General features: G+C 73.6%; 23 protein-coding genes. 11 read left to right on the forward strand and 12 right to left on the reverse strand.

All coding sequences use genetic code 11. The features are described from left to right. Positions 1-95 precede the first annotated feature (95 nt). Positions 96-1,592: an FUSC family protein gene (locus ABZZ17_RS00370; RefSeq protein ID WP_356870691.1), complete on the forward strand. Its 1,497-nt coding sequence runs from the start codon at positions 96-98 to the stop codon at positions 1,590-1,592. Positions 1,593-1,600: 8 nt separating this feature from the next. Here ABZZ17_RS00370 and ABZZ17_RS00375 read toward each other — a convergent pair whose 3' ends face one another. After that, positions 1,601-2,083 (reverse strand): hypothetical protein, encoded by a 483-nt coding sequence (locus ABZZ17_RS00375; protein WP_356870353.1) that lies wholly within the window; start codon positions 2,081-2,083, stop codon positions 1,601-1,603. 146 nt (positions 2,084-2,229) lie between these two features. On the opposite strand from ABZZ17_RS00375, the gene ABZZ17_RS00380 reads away from it, so the two are divergent. The 4 genes from ABZZ17_RS00380 (at position 2,230) to ABZZ17_RS00395 (ending at position 6,183) form a co-directional block, all read left to right on the forward strand. Next, a complete protein-coding gene (locus ABZZ17_RS00380) occupies positions 2,230-3,072 on the forward strand; it encodes a hypothetical protein (protein ID WP_356870355.1) in 843 nt (280 codons plus the stop codon). A 73-nt stretch (positions 3,073-3,145) separates the two neighbouring features. Continuing rightward, positions 3,146-3,706: a GNAT family N-acetyltransferase gene (locus tag ABZZ17_RS00385; RefSeq protein WP_356870357.1), complete on the forward strand. Its 561-nt coding sequence runs from the start codon at positions 3,146-3,148 to the stop codon at positions 3,704-3,706. A gap of 216 nt (positions 3,707-3,922) precedes the next feature. Beyond that, on the forward strand, positions 3,923-5,062 hold the full coding sequence (locus tag ABZZ17_RS00390; protein WP_356870359.1) for a nitric oxide synthase oxygenase: 1,140 nt from the start codon (positions 3,923-3,925) through the stop codon (positions 5,060-5,062). A 53-nt stretch (positions 5,063-5,115) separates the two neighbouring features. Next, complete coding sequence (locus ABZZ17_RS00395) at positions 5,116-6,183, forward strand: lactonase family protein (RefSeq protein WP_356870361.1); 1,068 nt, start codon at positions 5,116-5,118, stop codon at positions 6,181-6,183. Positions 6,184-6,279: 96 nt separating this feature from the next. Here ABZZ17_RS00395 and ABZZ17_RS00400 read toward each other — a convergent pair whose 3' ends face one another. From ABZZ17_RS00400 to ABZZ17_RS00410, 3 genes are all read right to left on the reverse strand, one after another. Then, positions 6,280-7,209 carry a hypothetical protein gene (locus ABZZ17_RS00400; RefSeq protein WP_356870363.1) on the reverse strand — a complete coding sequence of 310 codons (930 nt, stop codon included), beginning with the start codon at positions 7,207-7,209 and terminating at the stop codon, positions 6,280-6,282. Between the two features lie 97 nt (positions 7,210-7,306). Continuing rightward, entirely contained in the window at positions 7,307-7,993 is a 687-nt protein-coding gene (locus ABZZ17_RS00405; protein WP_356870367.1) for a uracil-DNA glycosylase, read from the reverse strand. A 27-nt stretch (positions 7,994-8,020) separates the two neighbouring features. Next, positions 8,021-9,109 carry an exo-alpha-sialidase gene (locus ABZZ17_RS00410; RefSeq protein WP_356870369.1) on the reverse strand — a complete coding sequence of 363 codons (1,089 nt, stop codon included), beginning with the start codon at positions 9,107-9,109 and terminating at the stop codon, positions 8,021-8,023. Between the two features lie 205 nt (positions 9,110-9,314). Here ABZZ17_RS00410 and ABZZ17_RS00415 point away from each other — a divergent pair, with 205 nt between their 5' ends. Then, positions 9,315-10,415: an NADH:flavin oxidoreductase/NADH oxidase gene (locus tag ABZZ17_RS00415; RefSeq protein ID WP_356870371.1), complete on the forward strand. Its 1,101-nt coding sequence runs from the start codon at positions 9,315-9,317 to the stop codon at positions 10,413-10,415. Positions 10,416-10,488: 73 nt separating this feature from the next. After that, positions 10,489-10,845, forward strand: a complete 357-nt coding sequence (locus tag ABZZ17_RS00420; protein ID WP_356870373.1) for a helix-turn-helix transcriptional regulator — start codon at positions 10,489-10,491, stop codon at positions 10,843-10,845. A 314-nt stretch (positions 10,846-11,159) separates the two neighbouring features. Here ABZZ17_RS00420 and ABZZ17_RS00425 read toward each other — a convergent pair whose 3' ends face one another. Both ABZZ17_RS00425 and ABZZ17_RS00430 read right to left on the reverse strand, forming a co-directional pair. Beyond that, entirely contained in the window at positions 11,160-12,521 is a 1,362-nt protein-coding gene (locus tag ABZZ17_RS00425) for an FAD-dependent oxidoreductase (RefSeq protein ID WP_356870375.1), read from the reverse strand. 52 nt (positions 12,522-12,573) lie between these two features. Continuing rightward, positions 12,574-13,227, reverse strand: coding sequence for a DUF305 domain-containing protein (locus ABZZ17_RS00430; protein WP_356870377.1), 654 nt, complete (start codon positions 13,225-13,227; stop codon positions 12,574-12,576). A 77-nt stretch (positions 13,228-13,304) separates the two neighbouring features. Here ABZZ17_RS00430 and ABZZ17_RS00435 point away from each other — a divergent pair, with 77 nt between their 5' ends. Then, complete coding sequence (locus tag ABZZ17_RS00435; protein ID WP_356870379.1) at positions 13,305-14,792, forward strand: hypothetical protein; 1,488 nt, start codon at positions 13,305-13,307, stop codon at positions 14,790-14,792. Between the two features lie 56 nt (positions 14,793-14,848). Here ABZZ17_RS00435 and ABZZ17_RS00440 read toward each other — a convergent pair whose 3' ends face one another. The 4 genes from ABZZ17_RS00440 to ABZZ17_RS00455 form a co-directional block, all read right to left on the reverse strand. Continuing rightward, positions 14,849-15,469 carry a helix-turn-helix domain-containing protein gene (locus ABZZ17_RS00440; RefSeq protein ID WP_356870381.1) on the reverse strand — a complete coding sequence of 207 codons (621 nt, stop codon included), beginning with the start codon at positions 15,467-15,469 and terminating at the stop codon, positions 14,849-14,851. A 37-nt stretch (positions 15,470-15,506) separates the two neighbouring features. Next, on the reverse strand, positions 15,507-16,172 hold the full coding sequence (locus ABZZ17_RS00445; protein WP_356870383.1) for a phosphatase PAP2 family protein: 666 nt from the start codon (positions 16,170-16,172) through the stop codon (positions 15,507-15,509). Between the two features lie 34 nt (positions 16,173-16,206). Further along, positions 16,207-17,145, reverse strand: coding sequence for a M56 family metallopeptidase (locus ABZZ17_RS00450; RefSeq protein WP_356870385.1), 939 nt, complete (start codon positions 17,143-17,145; stop codon positions 16,207-16,209). A gap of 123 nt (positions 17,146-17,268) precedes the next feature. Beyond that, entirely contained in the window at positions 17,269-17,805 is a 537-nt protein-coding gene (locus ABZZ17_RS00455) for a DUF5134 domain-containing protein (RefSeq protein ID WP_356870387.1), read from the reverse strand. Positions 17,806-17,951: 146 nt separating this feature from the next. Here ABZZ17_RS00455 and ABZZ17_RS00460 point away from each other — a divergent pair, with 146 nt between their 5' ends. Continuing rightward, the gene (locus ABZZ17_RS00460; RefSeq protein ID WP_356870389.1) at positions 17,952-18,491 is read left to right on the forward strand and encodes a GNAT family N-acetyltransferase; all 540 of its coding nucleotides are present in this window, start codon (positions 17,952-17,954) and stop codon (positions 18,489-18,491) included. 16 nt (positions 18,492-18,507) lie between these two features. Here ABZZ17_RS00460 and ABZZ17_RS00465 read toward each other — a convergent pair whose 3' ends face one another. Together ABZZ17_RS00465 and ABZZ17_RS00470 are read right to left on the reverse strand one after the other, a co-directional pair. Further along, positions 18,508-19,191, reverse strand: coding sequence for a glycerophosphodiester phosphodiesterase family protein (locus tag ABZZ17_RS00465; protein ID WP_356870391.1), 684 nt, complete (start codon positions 19,189-19,191; stop codon positions 18,508-18,510). A 390-nt stretch (positions 19,192-19,581) separates the two neighbouring features. Further along, a complete protein-coding gene (locus ABZZ17_RS00470; RefSeq protein WP_356870393.1) occupies positions 19,582-20,250 on the reverse strand; it encodes a PadR family transcriptional regulator in 669 nt (222 codons plus the stop codon). A gap of 49 nt (positions 20,251-20,299) precedes the next feature. Between ABZZ17_RS00470 and ABZZ17_RS00475 the strand changes: the two genes are divergently transcribed. After that, complete coding sequence (locus ABZZ17_RS00475; protein ID WP_356870395.1) at positions 20,300-21,439, forward strand: LLM class flavin-dependent oxidoreductase; 1,140 nt, start codon at positions 20,300-20,302, stop codon at positions 21,437-21,439. A gap of 140 nt (positions 21,440-21,579) precedes the next feature. Continuing rightward, positions 21,580-22,986, forward strand: a complete 1,407-nt coding sequence (locus ABZZ17_RS00480) for a DUF6421 family protein (RefSeq protein ID WP_356870397.1) — start codon at positions 21,580-21,582, stop codon at positions 22,984-22,986. Positions 22,987-22,998: the final 12 nt, after the last annotated feature.

Consider the following 22,998-nt stretch of genomic DNA (forward strand, 5'->3'; position numbering starts at 1 on the left):
CCTTCGCCGTGCCTCCACGCAGCCCACCACCCCCGGGCAGCGGGCGGCCCGGCGTGCTCCATCGCAAGGGGGGGCGGCACACCGCCGTGAAGAGGATGTTCGTGGCTCCGGATCCGGGGCGTATGAGACTCAGGAACTCGCTGCGCGCGGTCATCGGCGTGGGGCTCGCCGTCGCCGTCGCCGAACTGGCGGGACTCTCCCTGACCGCCTCCATCACCGGCGGGCTCGCGGCCCTGCTGGCCCTGTTCACCGTCCTCGACGCGACCGTGCCCGCCCAGCGCGTCACCACCGCCCTGCTGCCCGTGGCCGGCTTCCCCGTCCTGGCGCTGGCCACCACCCTCCACGGGACGCCGCCCGCCCGCGACGCCGCCTTCCTGGCCGTCGTCTTCGCCGGGGTCTACGCCCGCCGCTGGGGGCCTCGCGGCCACGCCCTCGGCATCTTCGGCTTCATGATGTTCTTCGTCACCCAGTTCCTGCACGCCGTCCCCGCGCAACTGCCCGAACTGTTCGCCGCCGTCACGCTCGCCCTGCTCTCCGCCGGCGCCGCGCGGTTCCTGCTGTGGCCCATCGAACGCCGCACCCCGCCCGCCGCCGCCCCGCCCGGCCTCCCGGGCACCGGACTGGCCAGGCCCACCACCCGGCAGGCCTTCCAGGCCACCGTCGCCTGCGGGTTCGCCCTCGCCATCGGCCAGCTGCTGTCCGAGGACCGCTGGTACTGGGCCGTCGGCACCGCCTGGTGGATCTTCGTCAACACCGCCTCGCGCGGGGAGACCCTGGTCCGCGGCTTCCGCCGGGTGCTCGGCACCGTCATCGGCATCGCCGCCGGACTGCTGATCGCCGTACCGCTGCACGGCGCGCCCGCGCCCACCGCCGCCCTCGTCGCCGTCTGCGTCTTCGGCATCTTCTACACGGCGGCCCCCTCGTACTCCTGGATGATGTTCTTCGTCACCGTCATGGCCGGACTCCTCTACGGCCTGCTCGGTGTGCTGCACCCCGGTCTGCTGCTCCTGCGCTTCGAGGAGACCGCCGTCGGCGCCCTCGGCGCGGCCCTCGCCGTCGTCCTGGTGCTGCCGGTGACCACCCACGCCGCCAACGACGCCTGGATCCAGCGCGCCCTGCACTGCGTACGGGCCTCCACCGCGGCCACCCTGGACCGCCTCGCCGGCGACCCGGCCGCCGACCCCGGCCCGCACGCCGCCGAACTGGAACTGCTGCTCGCCCGCGTCCGGATGGCCCTCGCGCCCCTCGTCCACCCGCTGAGCCCGCTGCGCGCCCGCAAGGCCCGCGCCCGCCAGGTCCTCGCGCTGCTCGACGACTGCGCCCGCGAGGTGCGCGGCCTCGTGGCGGTCGCCGCCGACCCGCAGGCCTCGCACGACGCCCGGCTGGCCGCCGCCTGCTGGCGGGTCGAGGCGGCCGTGGAGGCGCTCACCGCCCCGGCCGGCCCGGGCCGGCCCGCCGCCCCGGCCGAGCTGCCCCGGCCCGCCGCCGCCGAACCGGCCCTGGCCCACCTGCACGGGCTGGAACTGGCCCTGACGGCCCTGGCCACCCCGCTGCGCACGGACCCGCGGGCCCCGCTCGTCGTCACCGCGTAGGCCGTCCCTCAGGGGGCGGGGGAGGACGGTGCCGGGGCGGTCGACGCGGAGCCCGGCTGCTTCTTCGACATGCCCCCGTCGCACTGGAGGATGAAGCTGACCGCCGTCGTGGGTTCGCCGGCGGTCCGGGTGAGGGGCTGCGCGTGCGCGGTCCAGTTCGCCTTGCGGAGGCTGTGACCGCCCTCCGCGTACGGGGGCAGGACCTTCCAGCCGCGGCCCTCCGCCCTCTTGAAGGCGTCCTTCAGCACGGCGTCGGCCGTGGCCGCGTCGTGCTCGGCGTACAGGTACTCGTGGCACTCGATGGAGAGGTACTCCTGCGGCATCCGCGTCAGCGCCACGCCCGCCTCGGCGAAGGCGGAGGTCATGTCGCCCACCACCGTCTCCACGGGGACCGGCGGTCCCCCGTACGGCGCCTCCGGCCGGCCCAGGGTCACGCACCCGCTCAGCGTCACCGCCAGCACCGCGGCGACCGCCGCCACCCTCACCCTCACGTGCCATTCCCTCCCCAGGTACCGCAGAAGTCTCGCACGCCAAGATCACGGCGGGCCCCGCTCCGACGGGCCCGCCCGTCTCGCGGACCCGGCGCGCCGGAGTCAGGCTGGGAGGAGGACGCCTCGACGCGGAAGGGGGCCCGGCAGTGGCCGAGGAAGAGGGCCGGTCTGCGGCCGCGGGACAGGGCGCGTCCACGGCGCGGGGCGCGTTCGCCGGATTCCTGGACAACCCGGTCGTCGGCATGGCCCCGTGGATCGTCTTCTCCCTGCTGGTGGGCCCCGGCCGGTTCGAGGTCGCGGTGGCGCTCGCCCTCGGCGTGTCCCTCGTGCTCGTCGTGGGCGGCCGGATCGCCCGTCCCGGCACCTCGTGGAAACTCCTGGAACTCGCCGACCTGATCTTCTTCGCGGCCCTCTCGCTGGTGGGACTGCTGGCGGACAGCGGCACCCTGCGCTGGCTGGAGACGTACGCCGGAGAGCTGTCCAACATCGCGCTCGTCGTGATCGCCTTCGGCTCGATGGCGCTGCGGACGCCGTTCACCCTCCAGTACGCACGCGAACAGGTCGACCGGGCGCACTGGAACTCCCCGGAGTTCCTGCGCGCCAACTACGTGATCACCGGAGTGTGGGGGCTGGCCTTCCTGGTCTCCGCCCTCGCCGGCGCCTACGGCGACCTGGTGCTGCACAATCCGAACAACCTCTGGACGGGCTGGATCATCCAGATCGCCGCCATCGTCGCGGCGGTGCGCTTCACGGTCTGGTACCCGGAGGTGGTGCGCGCCCGGGCGCAGGGCCACGAGGGCGGCCCGCTGTCCCCGGCCGCCCTGCTGACTCCGGTCGCCGGAGTGCTCGTACCGGCCGGCATCGCGGTGCTGGTCTTCGACGGGGACCTGTGGTGGCTGGGCGTGGCCCTGATCGTCGGCGGCGGCGCGCTCACGCGGGCCCTGCACCGCCAGGCCTCCCGGGCACCCGACGGCAGCGCTCCGGCCTGAAACCGGGCCTGAACCGGCCGGACACCGGGCATCCGCCCTCCGGCGGCCCCACCCCGGCGTTACGGTCGGGGGCATGACGAGCACCGGCACCCCTTCCGTCGAGTACCGCACCGCCCGGCCCGCCGACCGGGCGGCCATCGAGGCCCTCGACGGCTCCTTCCACACGGCCACCGTCTTCGACGTGACCGTCTCCGAGACCGGGTTCGCCCTCGCGGAGATCCCGGTGGACCCGCCGCTGCACAAGGTGTTCCCGCCGGACGAGGACGGCCCCGGCGCGGCGGAGGGCGGCTCGGAGGACGCCCGCACCTTCGTCGCCGTCGACGGCGGGGTCCTGTGCGGTTTCGCCGCCGTCACGTACGCGGCGTGGAACCGGCGGCTCACCGTCGAGGACATCGAGGTCGCGCCCGGCCACCGGGGCCGCGGCATCGGCCGGACGCTGATGGAGCACGCGGCCGCCTTCGCCCGCGCCCGCGGCGCCGCGCACCTGTGGCTGGAGGTCAGTTCCGTCAACGCTCCGGCCGTGCACGCCTACCGGCGGATGGGGTTCAGCCTCTGCGGTCTGGACACGGCGCTCTACGACGGCACTCCGGCCGCCGGCGAGCGGGCGCTGTTCATGAGCCGCCCCTGCGGCTGACGCACCCCGGGAGGCCTCAACTCCCGGACTGCGGCGGATGGTACGCCGGTAGCGCCCGCCTCCGCAGGCCGATGCGCGAAGATCACTCGGAGGAGTGTTCCGGGTGTTCCCGGGGCACGGTGCTGACCTGCGGCATGTACAAACGGTGATTGTTGATTGCACATTCATCCGGCACGTACAGGGTGGATCTGGTCGGACAGGGGGTAACCGCCCGCAATGGAAATACTGCAACAGCAGTCGAGCGCCGCTCAGGTGTGGGAGGAAGCCGAGGAGTTCATCCGGCTCTTCCACCGGGAGAACCCCGAGGCCGGTGATCCGCGGGTCCGGCTCGCCGCCGTACGGGCCGAGCTCGCGGAGACCGGCACCTACCGGCACACCCCGCAGGAGCTGGTCCACGGGGCCCGCGTGGCCTGGCGCAACAGCAACCGGTGCATAGGCAGGCTCTACTGGAACTCCCTGCGGGTGCGCGACCGGCGCGGGCTGACGGACTCCAAGGAGATAGCCGAGGAGTGCTTCGAGCACCTGCGCGAGGCGACCAACCGGGGCCGGGTCAGGCCCACCCTCACCGTCTTCGCCCCCGACGCCCCCGGCCGTCCCGGCCCGCTGATCTGGAGCGAGCAGCTGGTGCGGTACGCCGGGTACGGCGACCACCCCTCCGTCACCGTGGGCGACGCCCGCAACGCCCCGCTCACGGAAGCCCTGTTGAGGCTCGGCTGGGCCGGCGGCCCGGGCACCCCCTTCGACCTCCTCCCGCTCGTGGTCCAGGGCGTCGACGACAAACCCCGCTGGTTCGACACCCCCGCGGACGCCGTACTGGAGGTGCCCATCCGGCACCCCGACGAGCGGGACGACTGGAGCGACTGGGGACTGCGCTGGCACGCCGTACCGGCCATCTCCAACATGTGCCTGGAGATCGGCGGCGTCCACTACCCGGCCGCCCCGTTCAACGGCTGGTACATGGGCACCGAGATCGGCGCCCGCAACCTCGCCGACACCGACCGCTACAACCTCCTCCCGGCCGTGGCCCGCAGGCTCGGTCTGGACACCTCCAGCGACCGCTCCCTCTGGAAGGACCGGGCGCTGGTGGAACTGAACCGGGCGGTGCTGGACTCCTTCGACCGGGCCGGGGTCACCATCGCCGACCACCACAGCGAGTCCCGGCGGTTCCTCTCCCACCTGGAGCGGGAGGAGCGCAAGGGCCGTGACGTCGGGGCGGACTGGTCCTGGATCGTCCCGCCGATCTCCGGCTCCGCCACCCCCGTGTTCCACCGGACCTTCGAGGACCGGCCGAGCACCACGGCGTACGTCCACCACTCCGGCGCACAGGAACGCGCCAAGGGGCGGGACTTGGTCTAGACCTTCTGTTACCGTCGGCTCCGAACGGATCCGGAGCGGCGGAGAGGGCACCAGTGAGCGGCGCGGACAGTACGGACCACAGCGGCGGGCACCGGGCCTACATCGGCTCGTTCACCTCGGGGGGCGGCCGCGGCATCACCGCCGCGGCCGTGGATCCGGCCACCGGGGCGCTGACCCCGCTCGCGGCCACCGGGTCCCTCGCGGACCCCTCGTACCTGGCCTTCTCCCGGACCACCGGCCTGCTCTACGCGGTGAGCGAGGCCGAACAGGGCGCGGTGGCGGCCTTCCGGCCCACCGCCGACGGGCTGGCCCCGGCCGGCCCCCAGGTCCGCGTCGGCGGATCCGGCCCCACCCACCTCAGCCTGGCCGGCGGCCGGCTGCTCACCGCCAACTACACCTCCGGCAGCGTCAGCAGCCTGCCCCTGGCCGCCGACGGCAGCCCGTCCGGACCGGCCTCGGTCCTCGCGCACCGGGGCTCGGGCGTCGACGCCGACCGCCAGGAGGCCCCGCACGCGCACCAGGTGCTGCCCGACCCGGCCGGCCGCTGGGTGCTCAGCGTCGACCTCGGCACCGACTCCGTACGGGTCTGCGCGCTCGATCCGGCCGCCGGCGCGCTCCGGCCGCACTCCGAGGTCGCCCTGCGCGCCGGGACCGGACCGCGCCACCTCGTCTTCCACCCGGCCGACCCGGTGGCGTACGTCCTGCACGAACTGGAGCCGCAGCTGACCGTCTGCCGCTGGAACGCGGCCTCCGGGCAACTGGAACCGGTCTCCGAGGTTCCGGTCGCCTCCAGCGGCGCCCCAGGGGCCGTACGGGCCTACCCCTCGGCGCTCGTGGCCTCGCCGGACGGCCGCTTCCTGTGGGCCTCGGTGCGCGGCACCGACGTCCTCGTCACCTTCTCGCTCGCGGGCGGCGCCGAGGAGCCGCGGCTCACGAGCACCGTCGGCTGCGGCGGCAGCTGGCCGCGCGACCTCGCGGTGGACCCCTCCGGCCGTCGCCTGTACGCGGCCAACGAGCGGTCCGGGGACGTCACCTGGTTCGACGTGGACCCGCTGACCGGACGGCCCCACCGGTCCGGATCCGTCCCCGCCCCGGCCGCGACCTGCGTGGTCTTCGGCTGACGGCGCCCGCGCCGGGGGATCCCGGGACGTGCGGAAGGGCCCGCCCCCGAGATCCCGGGGACGGGCCCTTCACTGCGTCCAGAGCGCCCGCGGCGGCTACTGGGTGACGGCGCCCAGGGTGATCCCGAGGGCGGCGCTGTACTGGGCGACGGCGAGCTTGCCGAGCGCCGGGTAGGCGCCGAGCACCTCGGCGGTGGCGCAGTCGGCCTCCTTGCAGGCCGTGTCGAGCAGGCCCTCGGCCGCCTCGGGGCCGATCAGGTAGGGGGCCAGCGCGAGCTGCGCCGAACCGGAACCGCGCAGCTCGGCGGCGACGGCGGCCACCGAACCCTCCTGGTCCAGGGCGGCGGCCATGACGGGCACCGCGAGACGGGCGGCCAGCAGCATGCCGGTGATCCCGGCGGCCTGGACGGCCTCCTCGCCGCCGGTGGTGGCCAGGATGATGCCGTCGGCGGCGGTGGCCACGGTGAACAGCCGGGCCCGGTCGGCGCGGGCGAGGCCGGCCTCGGAGAGGCGCACGTGCAGGCCCTCGGCGAGCAGCGGGTGCGGGCCCAGTACGTCGGCCAGCTCGGCGGCGGCCGAGGAGTCCATCAGCGCCTGGCGCACGCGGCGCAGCAGGTCGCCGTCGGGGCCGGCCAGCAGGGGCACGACCACGGCGTCCGGGCCGGTCGGCGCGGGCACCTCGTGACCGGCGGCGCGGGCGAACTCGGCGCGCGCGGCACGCTCGTTCGCGACGGCGGTCAGCACGCCGGCGAGCGAGGGGAACTCGCAAGAGGCGGCGTCCTCGCCGTCGGTGCCTTCGAGGTAGCCGATCCGGGCGTCCAGGCCGGGCAGTTCGGAGCGGCCGATGCTGATGATCTCTTCCGCGAGACCGCGCGAGGCGGCCGAGGGGGCACCGGGCACGGCGAGCACCAGCGCGGGTGCGCCCTCGGGCGCCACCGCGGGCTCGGGCCGGCGGTGCCGTCCGGTCTGGCGGGGTCGCGGCATTCGTACGGGCAGGCCATTTGCGGGCCCAGTGGGGGAGCTCATGGCGCCGCATGCTACTGGTTTATCGGAACGGGGTGTTCGGGCAGGGCCTGGACGGGCGGCATCTGTCCGTATTTATCCGTTGAATGTCATATAAGGTTCAACTGACTGTGGGCAAGTGCCAGTCGACGGGCTGTGCTCCCTGCCTGACCAGCAGGTCGTTGGTCCTGCTGAAGGGCCGGGAGCCGAAGAAGCCGTTGGCGGCGGACATGGGGGAGGGGTGGACGGACTCCACGGCCGGCAGCTCGCCCAGCAGCGGCCGCAGGTTGCGGGCGTCACGTCCCCACAGCACCGACACCAGGGGCTTTCCGCGCGCGGCGAGGGCCCGGATCGCCTGCTCGGTGACCGCCTCCCAGCCCTTGCCGCGGTGCCCGCCGGTCTTGCGCGGGGCGGTGGTCAGGGCGCGGTTCAGCAGCAGCACGCCCTGCCGGGTCCACGGCGTCAGATCGCCGTTGGCCGGGCGGGGCACGCCGAGGTCCGTGTGCAGCTCCCGGAAGATGTTGTCCAGGCTCGGCGGCACCGGCTGGACGTCGGGGGCCACCGAGAAGGACAGGCCCATCGCGTGCCCCGGGGTGGGGTACGGGTCCTGTCCGACGATGAGTACCTTCACCTCGTCGAAGGGCTGCTGGAACGCGCGCAGCACGTTCGCCCCGGACGGGAGGTAGGTTCTGCCCGCCGCGATCTCGGCGCGCAGGAAGTCGCCCATCGCGGCGACCTGGGCCGCCACCGGTTCCAGAGCCCGGGCCCAGCCCGGCTCGACGATCTCGTTCAAGGGTCTCGCTGCCACAGTGGATCACTCTAGTGGCTCAACGGCTCAGGGCAGTACGGCCGCCCGGACGCACAGCACGTCGGGCAGGTGCCCGGCGAGCAGCTGCCAGCTGTCGCCGTCGTCGTGGCTCGCGTACAGCTCTCCGTTGCGGTTGCCGAAGTAGACGCCCGCCGGGTCGGCGTCGTCCGTGCACAGGGCGTCGCGCAGCACCGTGCCGTAGTGGTCCCCGGCCGGCAGGCCCTTCGACAGCGGCTCCCAGGTGGCGCCCGCGTCCCGGGTGCGGAAGACCCGGCAGCGGTGCTGCGCCGGGACGCGGTCGGAGTCGGCGTTGAGCGGGAAGACGTAGGCGGTGTCGGGCCGGTGCGGGTGCGCGGCCACGGCGAAGCCGAAGTCGGAGGGCAGTCCGGCGCCGATGTCGGTCCACTCCGTGCCCGCGTCGTCGCTGCGGTAGACCCCCCAGTGGTTCTGGAGGTACAGCCGGTCCGTGTTCCCGGCGTCCTGGGCGATCTTGTGGACGCACTGGCCGAACTCGGGATCCGGATCGGGCAGGAACACTGCCGAGACCCCGTGGTTGGACGGCTCCCAGCTCTCCCCGCCGTCGCGGGTGCGGAAGACCCCGGCGGTGGAGACGGCGACCGTCACCGCCCGGGGGTCCGCGGGGTCGGTGATCACGGTGTGCAGCCCCTCACCGCCGCCGCCCGGCTCCCAGGCCGACCGGGTCGGGTGCTCCCACAGGGGCCGGACCAGCTCGAAGGACTCGCCGCGGTCGGTGGAGCGGAAGAGGGCGGCGGGCTCGGTCCCCGCGTAGACCACGTCCGGGGCCTCCGGTCCGGCCGGATGCAGCTGCCAGACCCGCTCCAGGGAGGCCCCGGTGTCCTGCGGGAACTTCACGGCGGCGGCGGTGGGTTCGCGCCAGGTCGCCCCCAGGTCGTCGGAGCTGAAGACGGACGGTCCCCAGTGCGAGCTGTCGCCGCCGACCAGGAGCCTCGGCGCGGGCCCCCGCCGGTCGATCGCGACCGCCGACACGGCCTGGGCGTTGAAATGGGGCCCGTCGAACTCCCAGGGGCCGGCGCCCTCGCGCCGGCCGATGAAGAGCCCCTTGCGGGTCCCCGCGAGCAGCAGTACGTCGGTCATCGCCGACACCTCCGGACGTCCTGGTCCTTCACGGCAGCTTTTCGGCCAGTGTGCACCCGACCGCCGACACCGGCCGTGCGGCACGCGCGGCCGGGGCCGGCCTCTTGTACGGGATCCCTCGTACTATGAGAGATTTCGTAGTACGGTAGTTCTCGTACTTAGCCGCCGATCCCCGGTGCGCGTCCGGTGACGTCTGGAGAGCCCCATGAGCGCTGCCCCCGCTGCCTTTGCCGCCCTTTTCCGGCCCTACACCCTCCGTTCGGTGACGGTCCCGAATCGCGTGTGGATGGCCGCGATGTGCCAGTACAGCGCCGAGCCCGCCGGTCCGGCGGCCGGCGTGGCCACGGAGTGGCACTTCGCGCACTACGCGGCCCGGGCCACCGGCGGTACGGGCCTGATCGTCCAGGAGGCGACCGCCGTCTCCCCCGAGGGCCGGATCAGCCCCTACGACCTCGGCATCTGGAACGACACCCAGGTCGAGGCGCTCCGCCGCATCACCGCCTTCCTGAAGGCCCAGGGGACCGTCCCCGGAATCCAGATCGCCCACGCGGGCCGCAAGGCCTCCACCGACCGCCCCTGGAAGGGCGGCCGCCCCGTGGGCGCCGAGGCGCACGGCTGGCAGCCCGGTGCGCCGAGCGCCGTACCGTTCGCCGAGGGCCACCCCGTGCCGCACGCGCTCACCGTCGAGGAGATCCGTACGATCACCGGCGAGTTCGCGGCCGCCACCCGGCGCGCCCTCGCCGCGGGCTACGAGGTCGTGGAGATCCACGGCGCCCACGGCTACCTCATCGGGGAGTTCCTCTCCCCGCACAGCAACCGGCGCACCGACGCCTACGGCGGCTCCTTCGAGAACCGGACCCGCTTCGCCCTGGAGGTCGTCGAGGCCGTGCGCGCCGAGTGGCCCGAGGACCTCCCGCTGTTCTTCCGCATCTCCGCCACCGACTGGCTGGAACAGGACGGCTGGACCGCCGATGACACGGTCGAACTGGCCGGACTGCTCCAAAGCCGCGGGGTCGACCTGCTCGACGTGTCCACCGGCGGCCTCGCCCCCGGCGTCACGATCCCGCTCGGCCCCGGCTACCAGGTGCCCTTCGCCGCCAGGGTCAAGGCGGAGACGAGCCTGCCCGTCGCCGCCGTCGGCCTGATCACCGAACCGGAACAGGCCGAGAAGATCCTCGCCAACGGTGAGGCGGACGCGGTCCTGCTCGGCCGGGAACTGCTGCGCGACCCGTTCTGGGCCCGCCGCGCGGCCGCCGAACTCGGTGCGGAGATCCGTACCCCGGACCAGTACCGCCGCGCCTGGTGACCGGCGACGGTCCTACGACGGTTCTCGTACGATAGGGGCACGGGCACGGCAAGACGAACGAGTGGAGCAGGACATGACGGAACGTGACGCGGCCCGTGTCCTCGCCCACCCCGAGGCGGCCGGGATCAGGCTGGAGAGCGTGCTGCACGCGCTGTCCGACCCGGTCCGGCTGTCCATCGTCCGCGACCTCGCGGCCACGGACGCCGAACTGGCCTGCTCGTACTTCGACCTGCCGGTCACCAAGTCGACGACGACCCACCACTTCCGCGTCCTGCGCGAGAGCGGCGTCGTACGCCAGACCTACCGCGGCACGGCCAAGATGAACGGCCTGCGCCGCGAGGACCTCCAGACCCTCTTCCCCGGCCTCCTGGACAGCGTCCTCGCCGCGGCGGCCGCCGAGGCCTCCCGGCTCGGAGGGCTCGCGACCTAGTGCCGTGACCGGAAAGGTCCACCGGGTCGCGACGCCCGGCACGGCACCTCTCCGCGTTGTCGGACCACGGAGGTACGTCCAGTACGAGCCGTGGCCCTCCGCCTTGAGACGCACCGCACCGGACGCCGCGACCCGGCAAACCTTCCCGGCCACGGCACTAGGGGCGGACGCCGCGACCCGGCGGACCCTTCCGGTTCCTCCGTGCAGCCCGCGAGCAGCGCCGCTCCCGCCGCCGCCGTCAGTGCCGCGTACGCACCCCGTCGTACCGTCCGCCCCGTCGCCAACTCCCCTGACCGGTAGAGGATTCGGCGACCCTATGCGAGGCCGGCCGCGCCCCGCAGGCCGGCCCAGTCGGGGATCTTCACCGAGCGGCGGCCCAGGGAGAGTCCGAGTTCCGCCTCGGCCGACTCGATGGCCAGCCAGCCCGGCCACTCCACGGGGCGCAGCCCCGCCGCCCGCAGCGCGTCCAGCGGGTCCCGCGCGAGTTCGCGGCGTGCCAGCGCCCCCGCGTCCTGGAGCAGCGAGGACACCGTCTCCTTCGCGCACGGCCGGTTCGTGCCGATCACCCCGGTCGGCCCGCGCTTGATCCAGCCCGCCACGTACTCGCCGACCGGGGCCCGGCCCGCGCGGAGCACCCGGCCCGCCGCGTGCGGCACGGTCCCCTTCGCCGCGTCGAACGGCAGGCCGGGCAGCGGCACCCCCAGGTACCCCACCGAGCGCAGCACCAGGTCGGCCGGGACGTCCTCGTAGGTGCCCGTCCCCGTGACCCCGCCCCGGCCGTCGGGGGCGGTCCGCTCGAAGCGCAGCGCGCGCACCCGGCCCTCCCCGGTGCCCAGCACCTCGACCGGCCTCAGGTAGAAGCGCAGCGTGATGCGGCGCTCCTCCCCGGCCGCCGGGCCGGTGTCCGGCCGGGCCCAGCCGCGCAGCACCTCCAGGTTCCGCCGGGCCGCGGCGGGCAGCGCGGCCGCCGCCTCCGGGTCCCCGTACGCCGGGTCGAGGGCCGCCTCGGCGGGATCCACCCGCGTCGCCACCCCCGGCAGCGTGCCCAGTTCGCGGAGCTCCTTGGTGGTGAAACGGCCCTGCGAGGGTCCGCGCCGGGCCACCATCGACACCTCGCGGACCCCGCTGCCGGCAAGGACGCCGAGGGCCGCCGCGGGCATGTCCGTCGGCGCCAGCTCCGCCGCGCCCCGGGCGAGGATCCGGGTCACGTCCACCGCGACGTTCCCGGCGCCGACCACCACGGCCGAGCGGACCCCGCCCAGGTCGAAGGCCCCGGCGTCCGGATGGCCGCTGTACCAGGACACGAAGGCCGTGGCGGAGTGCACCCCGGCCAGTTCCTCGCCCGGGATGCCGAGGGGCCGGTCGCGGGCGGCGCCCACGCAGTAGACGACCGCGTGGTAGAGCTCCAGGAGCCGGTCGGTGGTCAGGGGTCCGGTGCCGACCTCCACGTTCCCGAGGAAGCGGATCCGGTCGTCCTCCAGCACCGAGCGAAGGCTTCCGGTCAGCGATTTGATCTTCTCGTGGTCGGGGGCCACCCCGTACCGCACGAGTCCGTACGGGGCCGGCAGCCGGTCCAGGACGTCGACCCGCACGCCGGGGACCTCACGCTGCTGGACCAGGGCCTGGGCGGCGTAGACCCCGCTCGGGCCCGAACCGACGACGGCGACACGAAGCACGGCGGAGCTCCTCCCGCAGGTGTTCCCAGCATGACACCGGCCCCCGGACCCGTCAGCCCATCGCGCGCATCCGGTGGATCTCGGCGCTCTGGGTGGCCACCACCTCGGTCGCCATCTCCTCGACGGCGACGTTGTTGCCCCGGGCGAGGGCCTCGCCGGCCATCTTCAGGGCGCCCTCGTGGTGGGCGGTCATCAGCTTCAGGAAGAGCCGGTCGAAATCGGCGCCCCTGGCGCTGCGCAGCTCGTCCAGCTGCTGCGGCGTCGCCATCCCCGGCATGGACCCGTGGTCGTGGGCACCCGGGTCCGGGGCGGGCGCGGGGTGGAGGGCGCCCCACCTCTCCATCGCGCCGATCTCGGGGCCCTGGGCCGCCGCGATCCGTTCCGCGACCCGCTTGACGCCTTCGGCCGAGGCCCGCTCGGGGGCGAGCGCGCTCATCACGAGGGCCTGGCGGTGGTGTTCGGTCATGTTCCGCACGTACGCGCGGTCGGCCGCGTTCGGGCTGTCGTCGGGCCGTTCCTTCGCCGCCTGTTCGGGGGAGAGGGTGCGGGCCTTCTCGCCCGGTCTGCCGGGTGCGACCACCACCGGCCCGTCGCCTCCCGCCGCGGCCGCGGCGCCGTCGTCCTCGCAGCCGGTGAGCGCGAGGAGGAGTCCGGCGGCCAGGGCCGCCCCCAGGAATCGGCTGACTAACGCATTTGCCATGTCCATGGAAAGGAAGATACTGCCGGGGTCCAGGTTCCGTTCCCATGAGGAAGCGGGACGTTCGGGCCCCCACGGGAGGCACAGTGACCTCGCTGCACACCGTCAGAGTGCGCCACCGGAGCCTGGGGGTGGCCTTGGCCGCCGCCGGACTCCTCACCACGCTCCTGGCCACCGCCGGACCGGCGGCCGCCACCCCCGACCCCGGAGACCTGCGGCCCGGCGCCGGCTCCGGGCAGAGCGCCGCTCCCGCCCCGGACCGCGAACTCGCCCCCGGCGAGATACCCGGCCAGGACGAGATAGTCCACAGCCGCAACATCAAGCCCCTGGCCAACATCCCCAGCGCCAACCCCGCCGCCGTCAACTCCGACCTGGCGTTCGAGGGCAGGTACGCCTACGCCGGCAACTACGACGGCTTCACGATCTACGACATCGCCAACCCCAAGGCCCCGAAGGTGGTCAGCCGCGTCCTGTGCCCCGGCGGCCAGAACGACATCTCGGTCTCGGGCGACCTCCTCTTCCTCTCCACGGACTCCTCGCGCAGCGACGACTCCTGCAACAGCGTCTCGCAGCCCGCGACGGAGAAGTCGTCGTGGGAGGGCATCAAGATCTTCGACATCAAGGACAAGAAGAACCCGAAGTACGTCAAGTCCGTCGAGACCGCCTGCGGCTCCCACACCCACACCCTGGTGCCCGGCGGCCGTGACCTCTACCTCTACGTCGCCTCGTACTCCCCGAACGAGGCCTTCCCGGACTGCAGGCCCCCGCACGACGGCATCTCCGTCGTGAAGGTCCCCAAGAAGGCCCCGGCCAAGGCGGCCGTCGTCGGCTTCCCCGTCCTCTTCCCGGACGGCGGCAACCCGGGCGCGCCCGCCAACCCGGGCGTCTCCAAGACCACGGGCTGCCACGACATCACGGTGCTGCCCTCCAGGAACCTGGCCGCCGGCGCCTGCATGGGCGACGGCATCCTCTTCGACATCACCGAGCCCGAGCAGCCGAGGGTCATCGACCGGGTCCAGGACAACGTGAACTTCGCCTTCTGGCACTCGGCCACCTTCAACGAGCGGGCGAACAAGGTGGTCTTCACCGACGAGCTCGGCGGAGGCGGCGGCGCCACCTGCAACGAGGCGACCGGACCCGACCGCGGCGCCGACGGCATCTACGACATCACCGGCCGCGGCGACCAGCGCAAGCTCGTGTTCAAGAGCTACTTCAAGATCCCGCGCCACCAGGCCGACACCGAGAACTGCGTGGCCCACAACGGCTCGCTGGTCCCGGTCGGAGGCGGTCGCGACATCATGGTCCAGGCCTGGTACCAGGGCGGCGTCTCGGTGTGGGACTTCACCGACTCCACCCGCCCCAAGGAGATCGGCTACTTCGAACGCGGTCCGCTGACCACCGACCGGCTCGGCCTCGGCGGCTCCTGGTCGGCGTACTACTACAACGGGCACATCTACTCGAACGACATCGTCAAGGGGCTCGACGTGCTGAGGCTCGACGACTGGCGCACCGACAGCGCCAAGTGGGTGCGGATGGACCGCCTCAACGTGCAGACCCAGCCCGACTACCACTGACCCCGACCGCCCACCCGTCACCCGAAGCCCGTAGCTCGTACCCGCACGCGAAGCCGTCACACGAACGTCCCGCCGGGCGGTCCGCCGTCCGGCGGGACGCCCAGCTCCCAGTCCAGTCCGTACCGCTGGAAGAGCTCGGCCCGCAGCCGCGGTCCGGGCATCGGCGCCCCCGGCAGCAGGACCGCCACCACCGCTCCCATCAGCAGGGCCCGCAGCAGCGGGTAGTCGGCGTCCACGTCCGCCGAGCCGTACCGGGCGACGGTGTCCCGCAGCAGCTCCGCGAGGCGCTGCTGCTCCGGGCACTGGATGAAGCCCTCGGCCTGGAGGATCCCCGCCATGTGCGTGCGCATCAGCCGGGGGTGGTCCCGGGCCAGCCCGAGGACCGCGTCGATCGCCCGGGCGAGGCGCTCGCGGCCGTCGTCCGTACGCGGCTCCCGCTCCAGCGCCTCCTCCAGCGTCATGTGCATCAGCCGGTGCACGGCGGACTGCAACAGCTGCCGCTTCCCCGGGAAGTAGTACGAGACCAGGCCGCGGGCCGCGCCCGCCCGGTCCGCGATGTCGCCGAGCGTCGTGGCCTCGAAGCCCCGTTCGGACACCAGCTCGACCGTCGCGCGGAGCAGCCGCTCCCGGGAACGTCTGCGCAATTCTTCATTGACCGATGCGCTGCGCGGGGACATGCTTACTCCTGCGTTGACTGGCTCTCGGCCAATATACTCAGCGCACGGTGTCGTCTGTTCGGGGCGACGCGGGGGATCGCCCCGGGCAGGCACACCGGCACGCCGCGAGCGCCACCAGGGCCACCCCCAGGAGCCAGCCCGCGAGCACGTCCGAGAACCAGTGGACGCCGAGGTAGAGCCGGGTGAAGCCGACCCCGAGCACCGAGACCGCGGCCACCGCCCACGCGCCGTACACCAGCCCCCGCGGGGCCTTCGCCGGCAGCAGCCACAGCAGCATTCCGCACACCACCGTCGCCGTCATCGCGTGCCCCGACGGATAGGCCGCGTACTGCGCGGAGTCGACGGGATCCGGCCACTGCGGCCGCTCCCGGCCCACGAGGGCCTTCAGTCCCTGCTGCACCGCCGACGCGACCAGCGTCACCACCGCCACGCGCACGGCGCGCGAGCGGTCACCGTGCCACCACAGCCACGCGCAGGCCGCCGCGGCCAGGGCCCGCATGGTCCAGGGGTCCCACACCCAGTCGCTGAACACCCGCGTCAGACCGGTGACCGCCGGGTGCGAGACGGCGTACGGGTGCAGTGCCCCGGCGATCCGTTCGTCGAAGCCGATGAGCGGCGGCCACGCCACCACCACCAGGACGGTCAGCACGGCCGCGGCCAGCGCACAGGCCGGCCCCGCTCTCCCCAGCTGGTCGTTCCGCATGCCCCCGATCCTCGCAGCATGCGGAACGCAACCTTCACCTCAGCGCGCTGAGTCCCGGTACGAAGGCCACCAGCAGCGGTACCGCCGGCACCAGGGTGGCCAGCGCCGTCAGCCGCAGCCGGCGTCCCGGGGAGAGCCGGGGCGAGGCCGACAGCAGGCGCCGCACGCGCTGCGGGACGTGCGCCTGCGCCGTGGGGGAGGGACCGAAGACCCCCCGGTCCTCGTTCAGTCCGACCAGGGCCAGCGCGATCGTCAGACGTCCGTAGCGCCGCGAGGCCACGTCGTCGGCGGCCAGCTCGACCAGCCGGTGCATCTCCGCCTCGAACGCGGCGAACACCGGCACCTGCGGGAACCCCCGCGACAGCGCCCGCGAGCAGTGCAGCAGCCAGTCGTGCCGGGCCGCGGCGTGCCCCTGCTCGTGCGCCAGTACGGCATCCAGCTGGCTGCCCTTGAGACGGCCGAGCGCCGCCGTGGTCACCACCAGCTGCGGGACCGCCCCCGGCTGCCACCAGGCCTCCGGCCGCGGCCCCTCCAGGACCACGAGCCGTCCGGCCTCCGGCTCCTCGCCGGGCAGCAGCGGAGCGCGGACCAGCAGTTCGGCCCCCTGGGCGCGGCGCCGGGCCCGCGCCCGCAGCACCTCCCGCGTCAGCATCGCGCCGGTCCACAGGCCCCCGCAGGCCAGCGCCAGGGCGGTGGCGGTCGCCCACGGACCGCCCGCCGCGCCCAGCTCGTACGCGTCGACCACCCCGTGCGGGGCGACCGCGAAGAGCCGGCCCCGGACCGCCTGCCAGGCGGCGGCCGCGCTCAGCAGCATCGACAGGGCCAGGCACAGGAGCGTCGCGCCCACCACGCACTGCCACGCCCACAGCGCGACGACGGGTTCGCGCTCGGGCCACTGGGCCCGGGCCAGGAGGCGGGGTGCGAGCACCGCGGTCAGTGCGCCGAGCAGCAGGAGAACGGCGGGGACCATCATGTCCGCCAGCCTATGAGCGCACCCCTACCTACGGGTACGCCCCCGGGGCTTTGGTGACGCAGGACACGTTTCCCCGCGCACCCGGCGCGGCCGCCGCCCGGCGGGCCCGCCCCGGCGCGGCCTTCACATGGCCGCCAGCATGGCCAACATCCCCGTACCCATGGCGAGTCGGCACGCCCGGGTCAGGTCCTCCGGGCCGCCCGCCGCCGCCACCGGGGGCTGCCCGCCGCCCGCCGCCACCAGCCGGGCCCCGCCGAGCAGCACGTAGCCCGCGTAGTAGAGCAGCAGCGCCCCCGTCACCACCGGGAGTCCCGCGCGGCCGTGCCCGTGCCCGGCGGTCATCGACAGCGCCATGTACGCCATCGCCAGCGAGCCCACCAGGTGGTGGGCGTGGTGGACCCCGTCGCGCAGCATCCACAGCGCGTGCACCGACGCTCCGCAGAAGACCGCCAGCAGGACCCCCGGGCCCCACGGGCCGGTCCCCGAGGGCACGGCCATCGCCGCCATCCCGAACCCCATCACGGCCTCGCCCGCCGCCGGCCCGCGCTCCGGCCGCCCCGCTCTGCGCGCCCGCAGCAGACAGTACGCACCGCTCACGGCACACAGCAGCACGAGCAGCCAGGAGGACACGGCGGAGGCGGAGAAGGGGGAGAACGACATGGCGGGACCGTGCACGGCGGAACCTCCCGGTTCGTCGGCGTCACGGGAAGGGATGCCCCTCTCACACCGCGCTCACGCCGCCCCGCGTTACGCTCTCCCTGCCGCACCAGGCATGTCATATGCCGCCGCATCGAACGGAGCGCCCGATGTCCACCGCCCAGCCCGCCGCCCTCAGTTTCCGCTCCGCCGTGGACGCGGACGTACCGGAACTGGTGGCCCTCGTCGAATCCGCCTACCGCGGAGACGCCAGCCGGGCGGGCTGGACCACCGAGGCCGACTACCTGGACGGCCAGCGCACGGACCCGGACGGGGTCCGCGCGATCATCGCCAACCCGGACGGCGTGCTGCTCGTCGTCGAGCGCGCGGGCGAACTCATCGCCTGCTGCCAGCTGGAACACCGCGGGGACCACGCCTACTTCGGCATGTTCGCCGTCCGCCCCGGCCTCCAGGGCGGCGGACTCGGCAAGGAGATCCTGGCCGAGGCGGAACGCCGCGCACGCGAGACGTGGGAGGCCAAGGAGATGCGGATGACGGTGATCAACGTACGGGAGGAGCTCATCGCCTACTACGTGCGCCGCGGCTACCTGCGCACCGGCGAGCTGAGCCCCTTCCCCTACGGCGACGCGCGCTTCGGCGAGCCGCGCCGCGACGACCTGGCCTTCGAGCTCCTCGTCAAGTCGCTCTGACGGCCCGGGCGTCCGCTCAGGCCGTGAAGCGGCCGGTGCTGCGGATCTCCGGGAGACCGGTGACCGCGCCGTCCAGTTGGAGCGCCCGCGCCAGCCGCAGCTGATCCAGGGTGTCGACCGTCCACCCCGTCACCCGCAGCCCGGCCGCGTGCGCCGCCTCCACCGTCTCCAGGGTGATGCGGCGCAGGTCCAGGTCGAGCGTCCCCGCTCCCGCGGCCAACGCCCGGTCGACGACGTCCGCCCCGTGGCGCTCCGCGTGCAGGACCGTCCGCAGGCCCGGCGCGAGGTGGGCGGCGGTGGTGAGCACCGCGCCGTCGCGCGAGGCCACCTCCACCCGGGAGGTCAGGTCCCCGCGTACGAGGAGTTCCGCGAGCGCGGCCGCGGTCCGCTGGTCGTGCACCGACACCCGCAGCGGGACCCGGACGGCGTCCAGGACCTCCTCCGGGACGGGCACGCGCTCCCCCTGGCCGGCGTCCAGGGCGCGCAGCTCGGCGAGGGTCAGGTCGGCGACGGCGCCCGCGCCGTCGGTGGTGCGGTCCACTTCGGCGTCGTGCAGGACGACGAGGACGCCGTCCTTGCTGAGTCGGACGTCCAGCGCGATGGCGTCCATCCCGCAGCGTTCCGCGCGGACGAACGACCGCAGGGTGTTCTCCGGTTCGACACCCATGACCCCGCGATGACCGATGGTGAGGAAAGTCAAGGTTCTCTCGCTTCCGTCGACGGCGGCTCCCCGCACGGTCGCGGTGTCCCGACCGGCCGCGCGCGGTGAGGACGCATGCTAGTGCGCGCCGCCCGCGAAGGGACCGGGCGTGCGGGGGCCCGGATCGGCCGTACGGCGGCTTCCCGCCGGGGCCGTACGCGCCGGGGCGGTGCGGTGCGGGCCCGCCGCGTCACCCGGGCGTGGGCGCGTCCCCACAGCCTTGACGGCCCGCCGCGCGGAGCTTTCGGAGGCCCTGCTTCCGGGGGACCCTCGACCTCAGGTCCAGGGTGAGACCGGGGCGGCTCCGCGCGGGTCCGGGACCCTTCCCGGTCCGGTCCCGGGGCGGGGCTCCGTCCGCCCCCGCTCCTCGTCCGGGTCGCCGCCCGCGGCTCAGGCTCCGGGCGCGGTATCCGCTGCGGTTCCCGCTGCGGGCTCCGGCCCGGTCCCGGTCGTGTCCGCCGGCTGCGCCGTGCCCGTCGTCTTCGCCGTCTCCGCCTCCGTGAGGTCGGCCAACAGGGCGTCGGCCAGCTCCAGTTCGGCCAGGTGCTGGCGTTCGCTCCAGCGCAGGACCAGGGTGGGGAAGGCCCACTCGCGGACCTCCGCCGCGTGCTCCATCGCCTCCCGTACGGCGGCCAGTTCGCCCCGGGTCCGCTCCATGTGCTCGTTCACCATGGCGCGCAGCCGCTCGGGCTCCGCGAGGTGTCCCAGCCAGATCCGCAGCAGCAGTCCGTGCTTGAGCACCGGCGGGCCTGCCTGCGCCGCGTCGCCCGCCCATCCGGTCAGCGCCTCGCGGCCCGCCCCGGTGATCGCGTACCGGCGCTTCGCGCGGGCCTCCTCGGGCCCCGAGCGTACGGAGACCGCGTACCCCAGCTCCTCCAGCCGCCGCAGTTCCGCGTAGATCTGGCTGATAGCGGGCGACCAGTAGAAGAAGCGCAGGGAGGAGTCCGCCCACTTCTTCAGCTCGTACCCGGTGCGCTCGCCGGGGAACGACAGCAGGCCGAGCACCGCCCACGCGGTCGGCGGGAGCTCTTGCTTCTTCGGTTCCTGACTACTAGTCATATTCTGAATCGAAGTGAGACCGGGCACGGGACGCAACCCTGGAGGCATCGTGAAGTTCTCCGTCATCTTCGAAGCTCAGCTGGCCGACCCGACCGTGGAGCGTGAGCACCAGGTCATCCGCGACTGCGTCGAGCAGGCCGTACTGGCCGAACGCATGGGATTCGACCGGATCTGGGCCGTCGAGCACCACTCGCTGAAGTGGTACGCCCACATGTCGGCTCCGGAGGTCTTCCTGAGCTTCGTCGCGGCCCGGACGCACACCATACGCATCGGGCACGGCGTCGTGTGCATGCCGTTCAACTTCAACCACCCGGTCCGCGTCGCCGAGCGGGCGGCCATGCTCGACCTGCTGTCCGGCGGCCGGCTCGACCTCGGGGCCGGGCGCGGCGGGACGGAGCAGGAGACCTCGCTGTGCGGGGTGGACCGCGAGCGCACCACCGCGGAGGTGGAGGAGGCGCTGCGGATCATCGGGAGGGCCTGGCGGGAGGAGGAGCTGGAGTATCACGGCGAGCTGCTCGACATCGCCCCGCACCCGATCCTGCCGCGCCCGGCGCAGACCCCCCACCCGCCGCTGTTCCTCGCGTGCAGCCGGGGCGAGACCCTGGTGCGGGCGGCGGAGCTGGGCGTGGGGGCGCTGGTCATGGGCTTCGCGGGGCCGGAGGCGGTCGCCGGGATGCGCGCCGTGTACGACGCGGCGATCGCGGGGCGGGACGGGAGCGCCTTCGTGTCGAGCGCGGTCAACGACCACTTCTCGGTGCTGTGCCCGACGATCGTGCTGGAGGACCCGGACGAGGCCCGCCGCGTCGGGATCCGCGGCCAGCGCTTCTTCGCGCAGTCCATCGGCCACTGGTACGGGGGCGCGGGCGTCCCGGACGAGGCCGTGGTGGCGGGCGCCGACGAGGCGGCCCGGATGAGGCGGGCCGCCGAGCAGGTGGTGGCCCGGCTGCACGAGCTGGACATCCCCGTCCGGCCCACGGCGACGGCCACCTTCAACGCCGACCACGCCTACGGGAGCGCGGACGACGCGATCGCGTACGTGGAGCGCCTGGAGGCCGCCGGGGCGGACGAGGTGATGTGCCTGATCCAGATGGGCACCGTGCCGCAGGAAGCCTGCATGGAGACCATCCGGCAGTGGGGCGAGAAGGTCATCCCGCGGTTCGTCCACCGCGGTGCGAACGATGCGGAGTGATGGCCTCCACGCTGAGTAACGGGAAGACTTCCGGTGGATTGGGGGGTGACGCAGGATAATTTCCTGGGTTTCCTCTTGAGTGGGAGAGCCTCACATGCCTACCCTGTCCCGACGTGAGGTTCTCCTGTGGAGGAAGTGACATGACGGAAACTCTTGTGCCGGGTGCCGGCGGTGCCGTGATAACCGCTGGGGCGCGGGTGGTCGACCACCCCGCGTGGCCCGAGCTCAAGGCCGCCGTGGAGGAGATCCGCCCCTGGCAGAGCGCGGACGGCTCCATCGACTTCGAGGCGGAGGGCGCCCACGCCCGCGCCACCGTCCTGGCCGCCCTGGAGCGCGTGATCAGCGCCGTCGAGACGCTGTCGCCGCTGCTCCCGCACGCCACGGCCTACCACGAGGCGCTCGTCGCCGACCTGCGCAAGTGGGCCGCCGACGACTTCCGCGTCCCGGACTTCCTCGACTCCCTGATGGCCTTCCAGCCGGCCGCCGAGCGCGCCGACGGGCTCCAGCACCTCGTGGTCTTCCCGATGTACACGCAGAACGGCAACCCGGACCGCAACCTGGAGGCCGTGGCGCTCAAGATGGTGTGGCCCGAGTGGCTCGCCGAGCTGGAGCGCACCCGCTACGACAACCCGCTGTTCCTCGGCATCACCTTCGAGGACTTCACCCCGGGCTACGACACCAACTCCGCCGTGCTCTTCCCGGAGACCATCGCCGTCCGCGAGGCCCCCGAGCGCTTCACCTGGGGCGGCATCTTCTGTGACCGCGAGGCCGCGCGCTACCGCAAGGTGACCGCCGCCGCCGTGGACATCCTCGGCATCGAGCTGCCCGAGGACATCGCGGCCATGGTCGAGGACCAGGAGCGCTGCGAGAAGGCCTTCGTCCTGTGGGACATGGTCCACGACCGCACCCACAGCCACGGCGACCTGCCGTTCGACCCCTTCATGATCAAGCAGCGCCAGCCGTTCTGGATGTACGGCCTGGAGGAGCTGCGCTGCGACCTCACCGCCTTCAAGGAGGCCGTGAAGCTGGAGTCCGAGGGCAACGAGCACGGCCGTGACGTGCAGTACGCCGTCCTGTTCGACCGGATGTTCCGCTTCCCGGTCTCCGGCGACCGCAACCGCAACTATGACGGCCTCGGCGGCCAGCTGCTCTTCGCCTACCTCCACAAGCACGACGTGGTGCGCTGGACGGACAACAAGCTCAAGATCGACTGGATGCGTGCCCCGCAGGTCACCAACCAGCTCTGCGCCGAGATCGAGGAGCTGTACCGGGCCGGCATCGACCGCCCGAAGCTCGTCCACTGGTTCAAGGCGTACGAGCTCGTCTCCACCTACCTGGCCCCGCACCCGGGATCCAAGTGGGCCAAGGGCCCCGACGCCCTCGACACGACGCAGCCGCCGCGCAAGCTCGTGGACGACGTGCTTCCGGACGAGTTTCCGCTCAGCATGTTCTACGAGGCCCTCGCCAAGAAGCTCAAGGGTGTGATCGCCTCGACCAAGGGCATCACCGCCCTGAACGCCGAGACGGCCGGCCAGGCCGCCGCATGAGCGACGCCCCGC

The organism is Streptomyces sp. NPDC006512 (assembly GCF_040611935.1).
Lineage (GTDB): Bacteria > Actinomycetota > Actinomycetes > Streptomycetales > Streptomycetaceae > Streptomyces.

What these genes read in the sequence shown, in the direction of transcription:
- ABZZ17_RS00370 (WP_356870691.1), top strand. Translation starts at nt 96, where the DNA reads ATGTTCGTGGCTCCGGATCCGGGGCGTATGAGACTCAGGAACTCGCTG.
- ABZZ17_RS00385 (WP_356870357.1), top strand. Translation starts at nt 3,146, where the DNA reads ATGACGAGCACCGGCACCCCTTCCGTCGAGTACCGCACCGCCCGGCCC.
- ABZZ17_RS00390 (WP_356870359.1), top strand. Translation starts at nt 3,923, where the DNA reads ATGGAAATACTGCAACAGCAGTCGAGCGCCGCTCAGGTGTGGGAGGAA.
- ABZZ17_RS00410 (WP_356870369.1), bottom strand. Translation starts at nt 9,109, where the DNA reads ATGACCGACGTACTGCTGCTCGCGGGGACCCGCAAGGGGCTCTTCATC.
- ABZZ17_RS00400 (WP_356870363.1), bottom strand. Translation starts at nt 7,209, where the DNA reads ATGAGCTCCCCCACTGGGCCCGCAAATGGCCTGCCCGTACGAATGCCG.
- ABZZ17_RS00455 (WP_356870387.1), bottom strand. Translation starts at nt 17,805, where the DNA reads ATGTCGTTCTCCCCCTTCTCCGCCTCCGCCGTGTCCTCCTGGCTGCTC.
- ABZZ17_RS00480 (WP_356870397.1), top strand. Translation starts at nt 21,580, where the DNA reads ATGACGGAAACTCTTGTGCCGGGTGCCGGCGGTGCCGTGATAACCGCT.
- ABZZ17_RS00420 (WP_356870373.1), top strand. Translation starts at nt 10,489, where the DNA reads ATGACGGAACGTGACGCGGCCCGTGTCCTCGCCCACCCCGAGGCGGCC.
- ABZZ17_RS00460 (WP_356870389.1), top strand. Translation starts at nt 17,952, where the DNA reads ATGTCCACCGCCCAGCCCGCCGCCCTCAGTTTCCGCTCCGCCGTGGAC.
- ABZZ17_RS00470 (WP_356870393.1), bottom strand. Translation starts at nt 20,250, where the DNA reads ATGACTAGTAGTCAGGAACCGAAGAAGCAAGAGCTCCCGCCGACCGCG.
- ABZZ17_RS00445 (WP_356870383.1), bottom strand. Translation starts at nt 16,172, where the DNA reads ATGCGGAACGACCAGCTGGGGAGAGCGGGGCCGGCCTGTGCGCTGGCC.
- ABZZ17_RS00440 (WP_356870381.1), bottom strand. Translation starts at nt 15,469, where the DNA reads ATGTCCCCGCGCAGCGCATCGGTCAATGAAGAATTGCGCAGACGTTCC.
- ABZZ17_RS00430 (WP_356870377.1), bottom strand. Translation starts at nt 13,227, where the DNA reads ATGGACATGGCAAATGCGTTAGTCAGCCGATTCCTGGGGGCGGCCCTG.
- ABZZ17_RS00415 (WP_356870371.1), top strand. Translation starts at nt 9,315, where the DNA reads ATGAGCGCTGCCCCCGCTGCCTTTGCCGCCCTTTTCCGGCCCTACACC.
- ABZZ17_RS00450 (WP_356870385.1), bottom strand. Translation starts at nt 17,145, where the DNA reads ATGATGGTCCCCGCCGTTCTCCTGCTGCTCGGCGCACTGACCGCGGTG.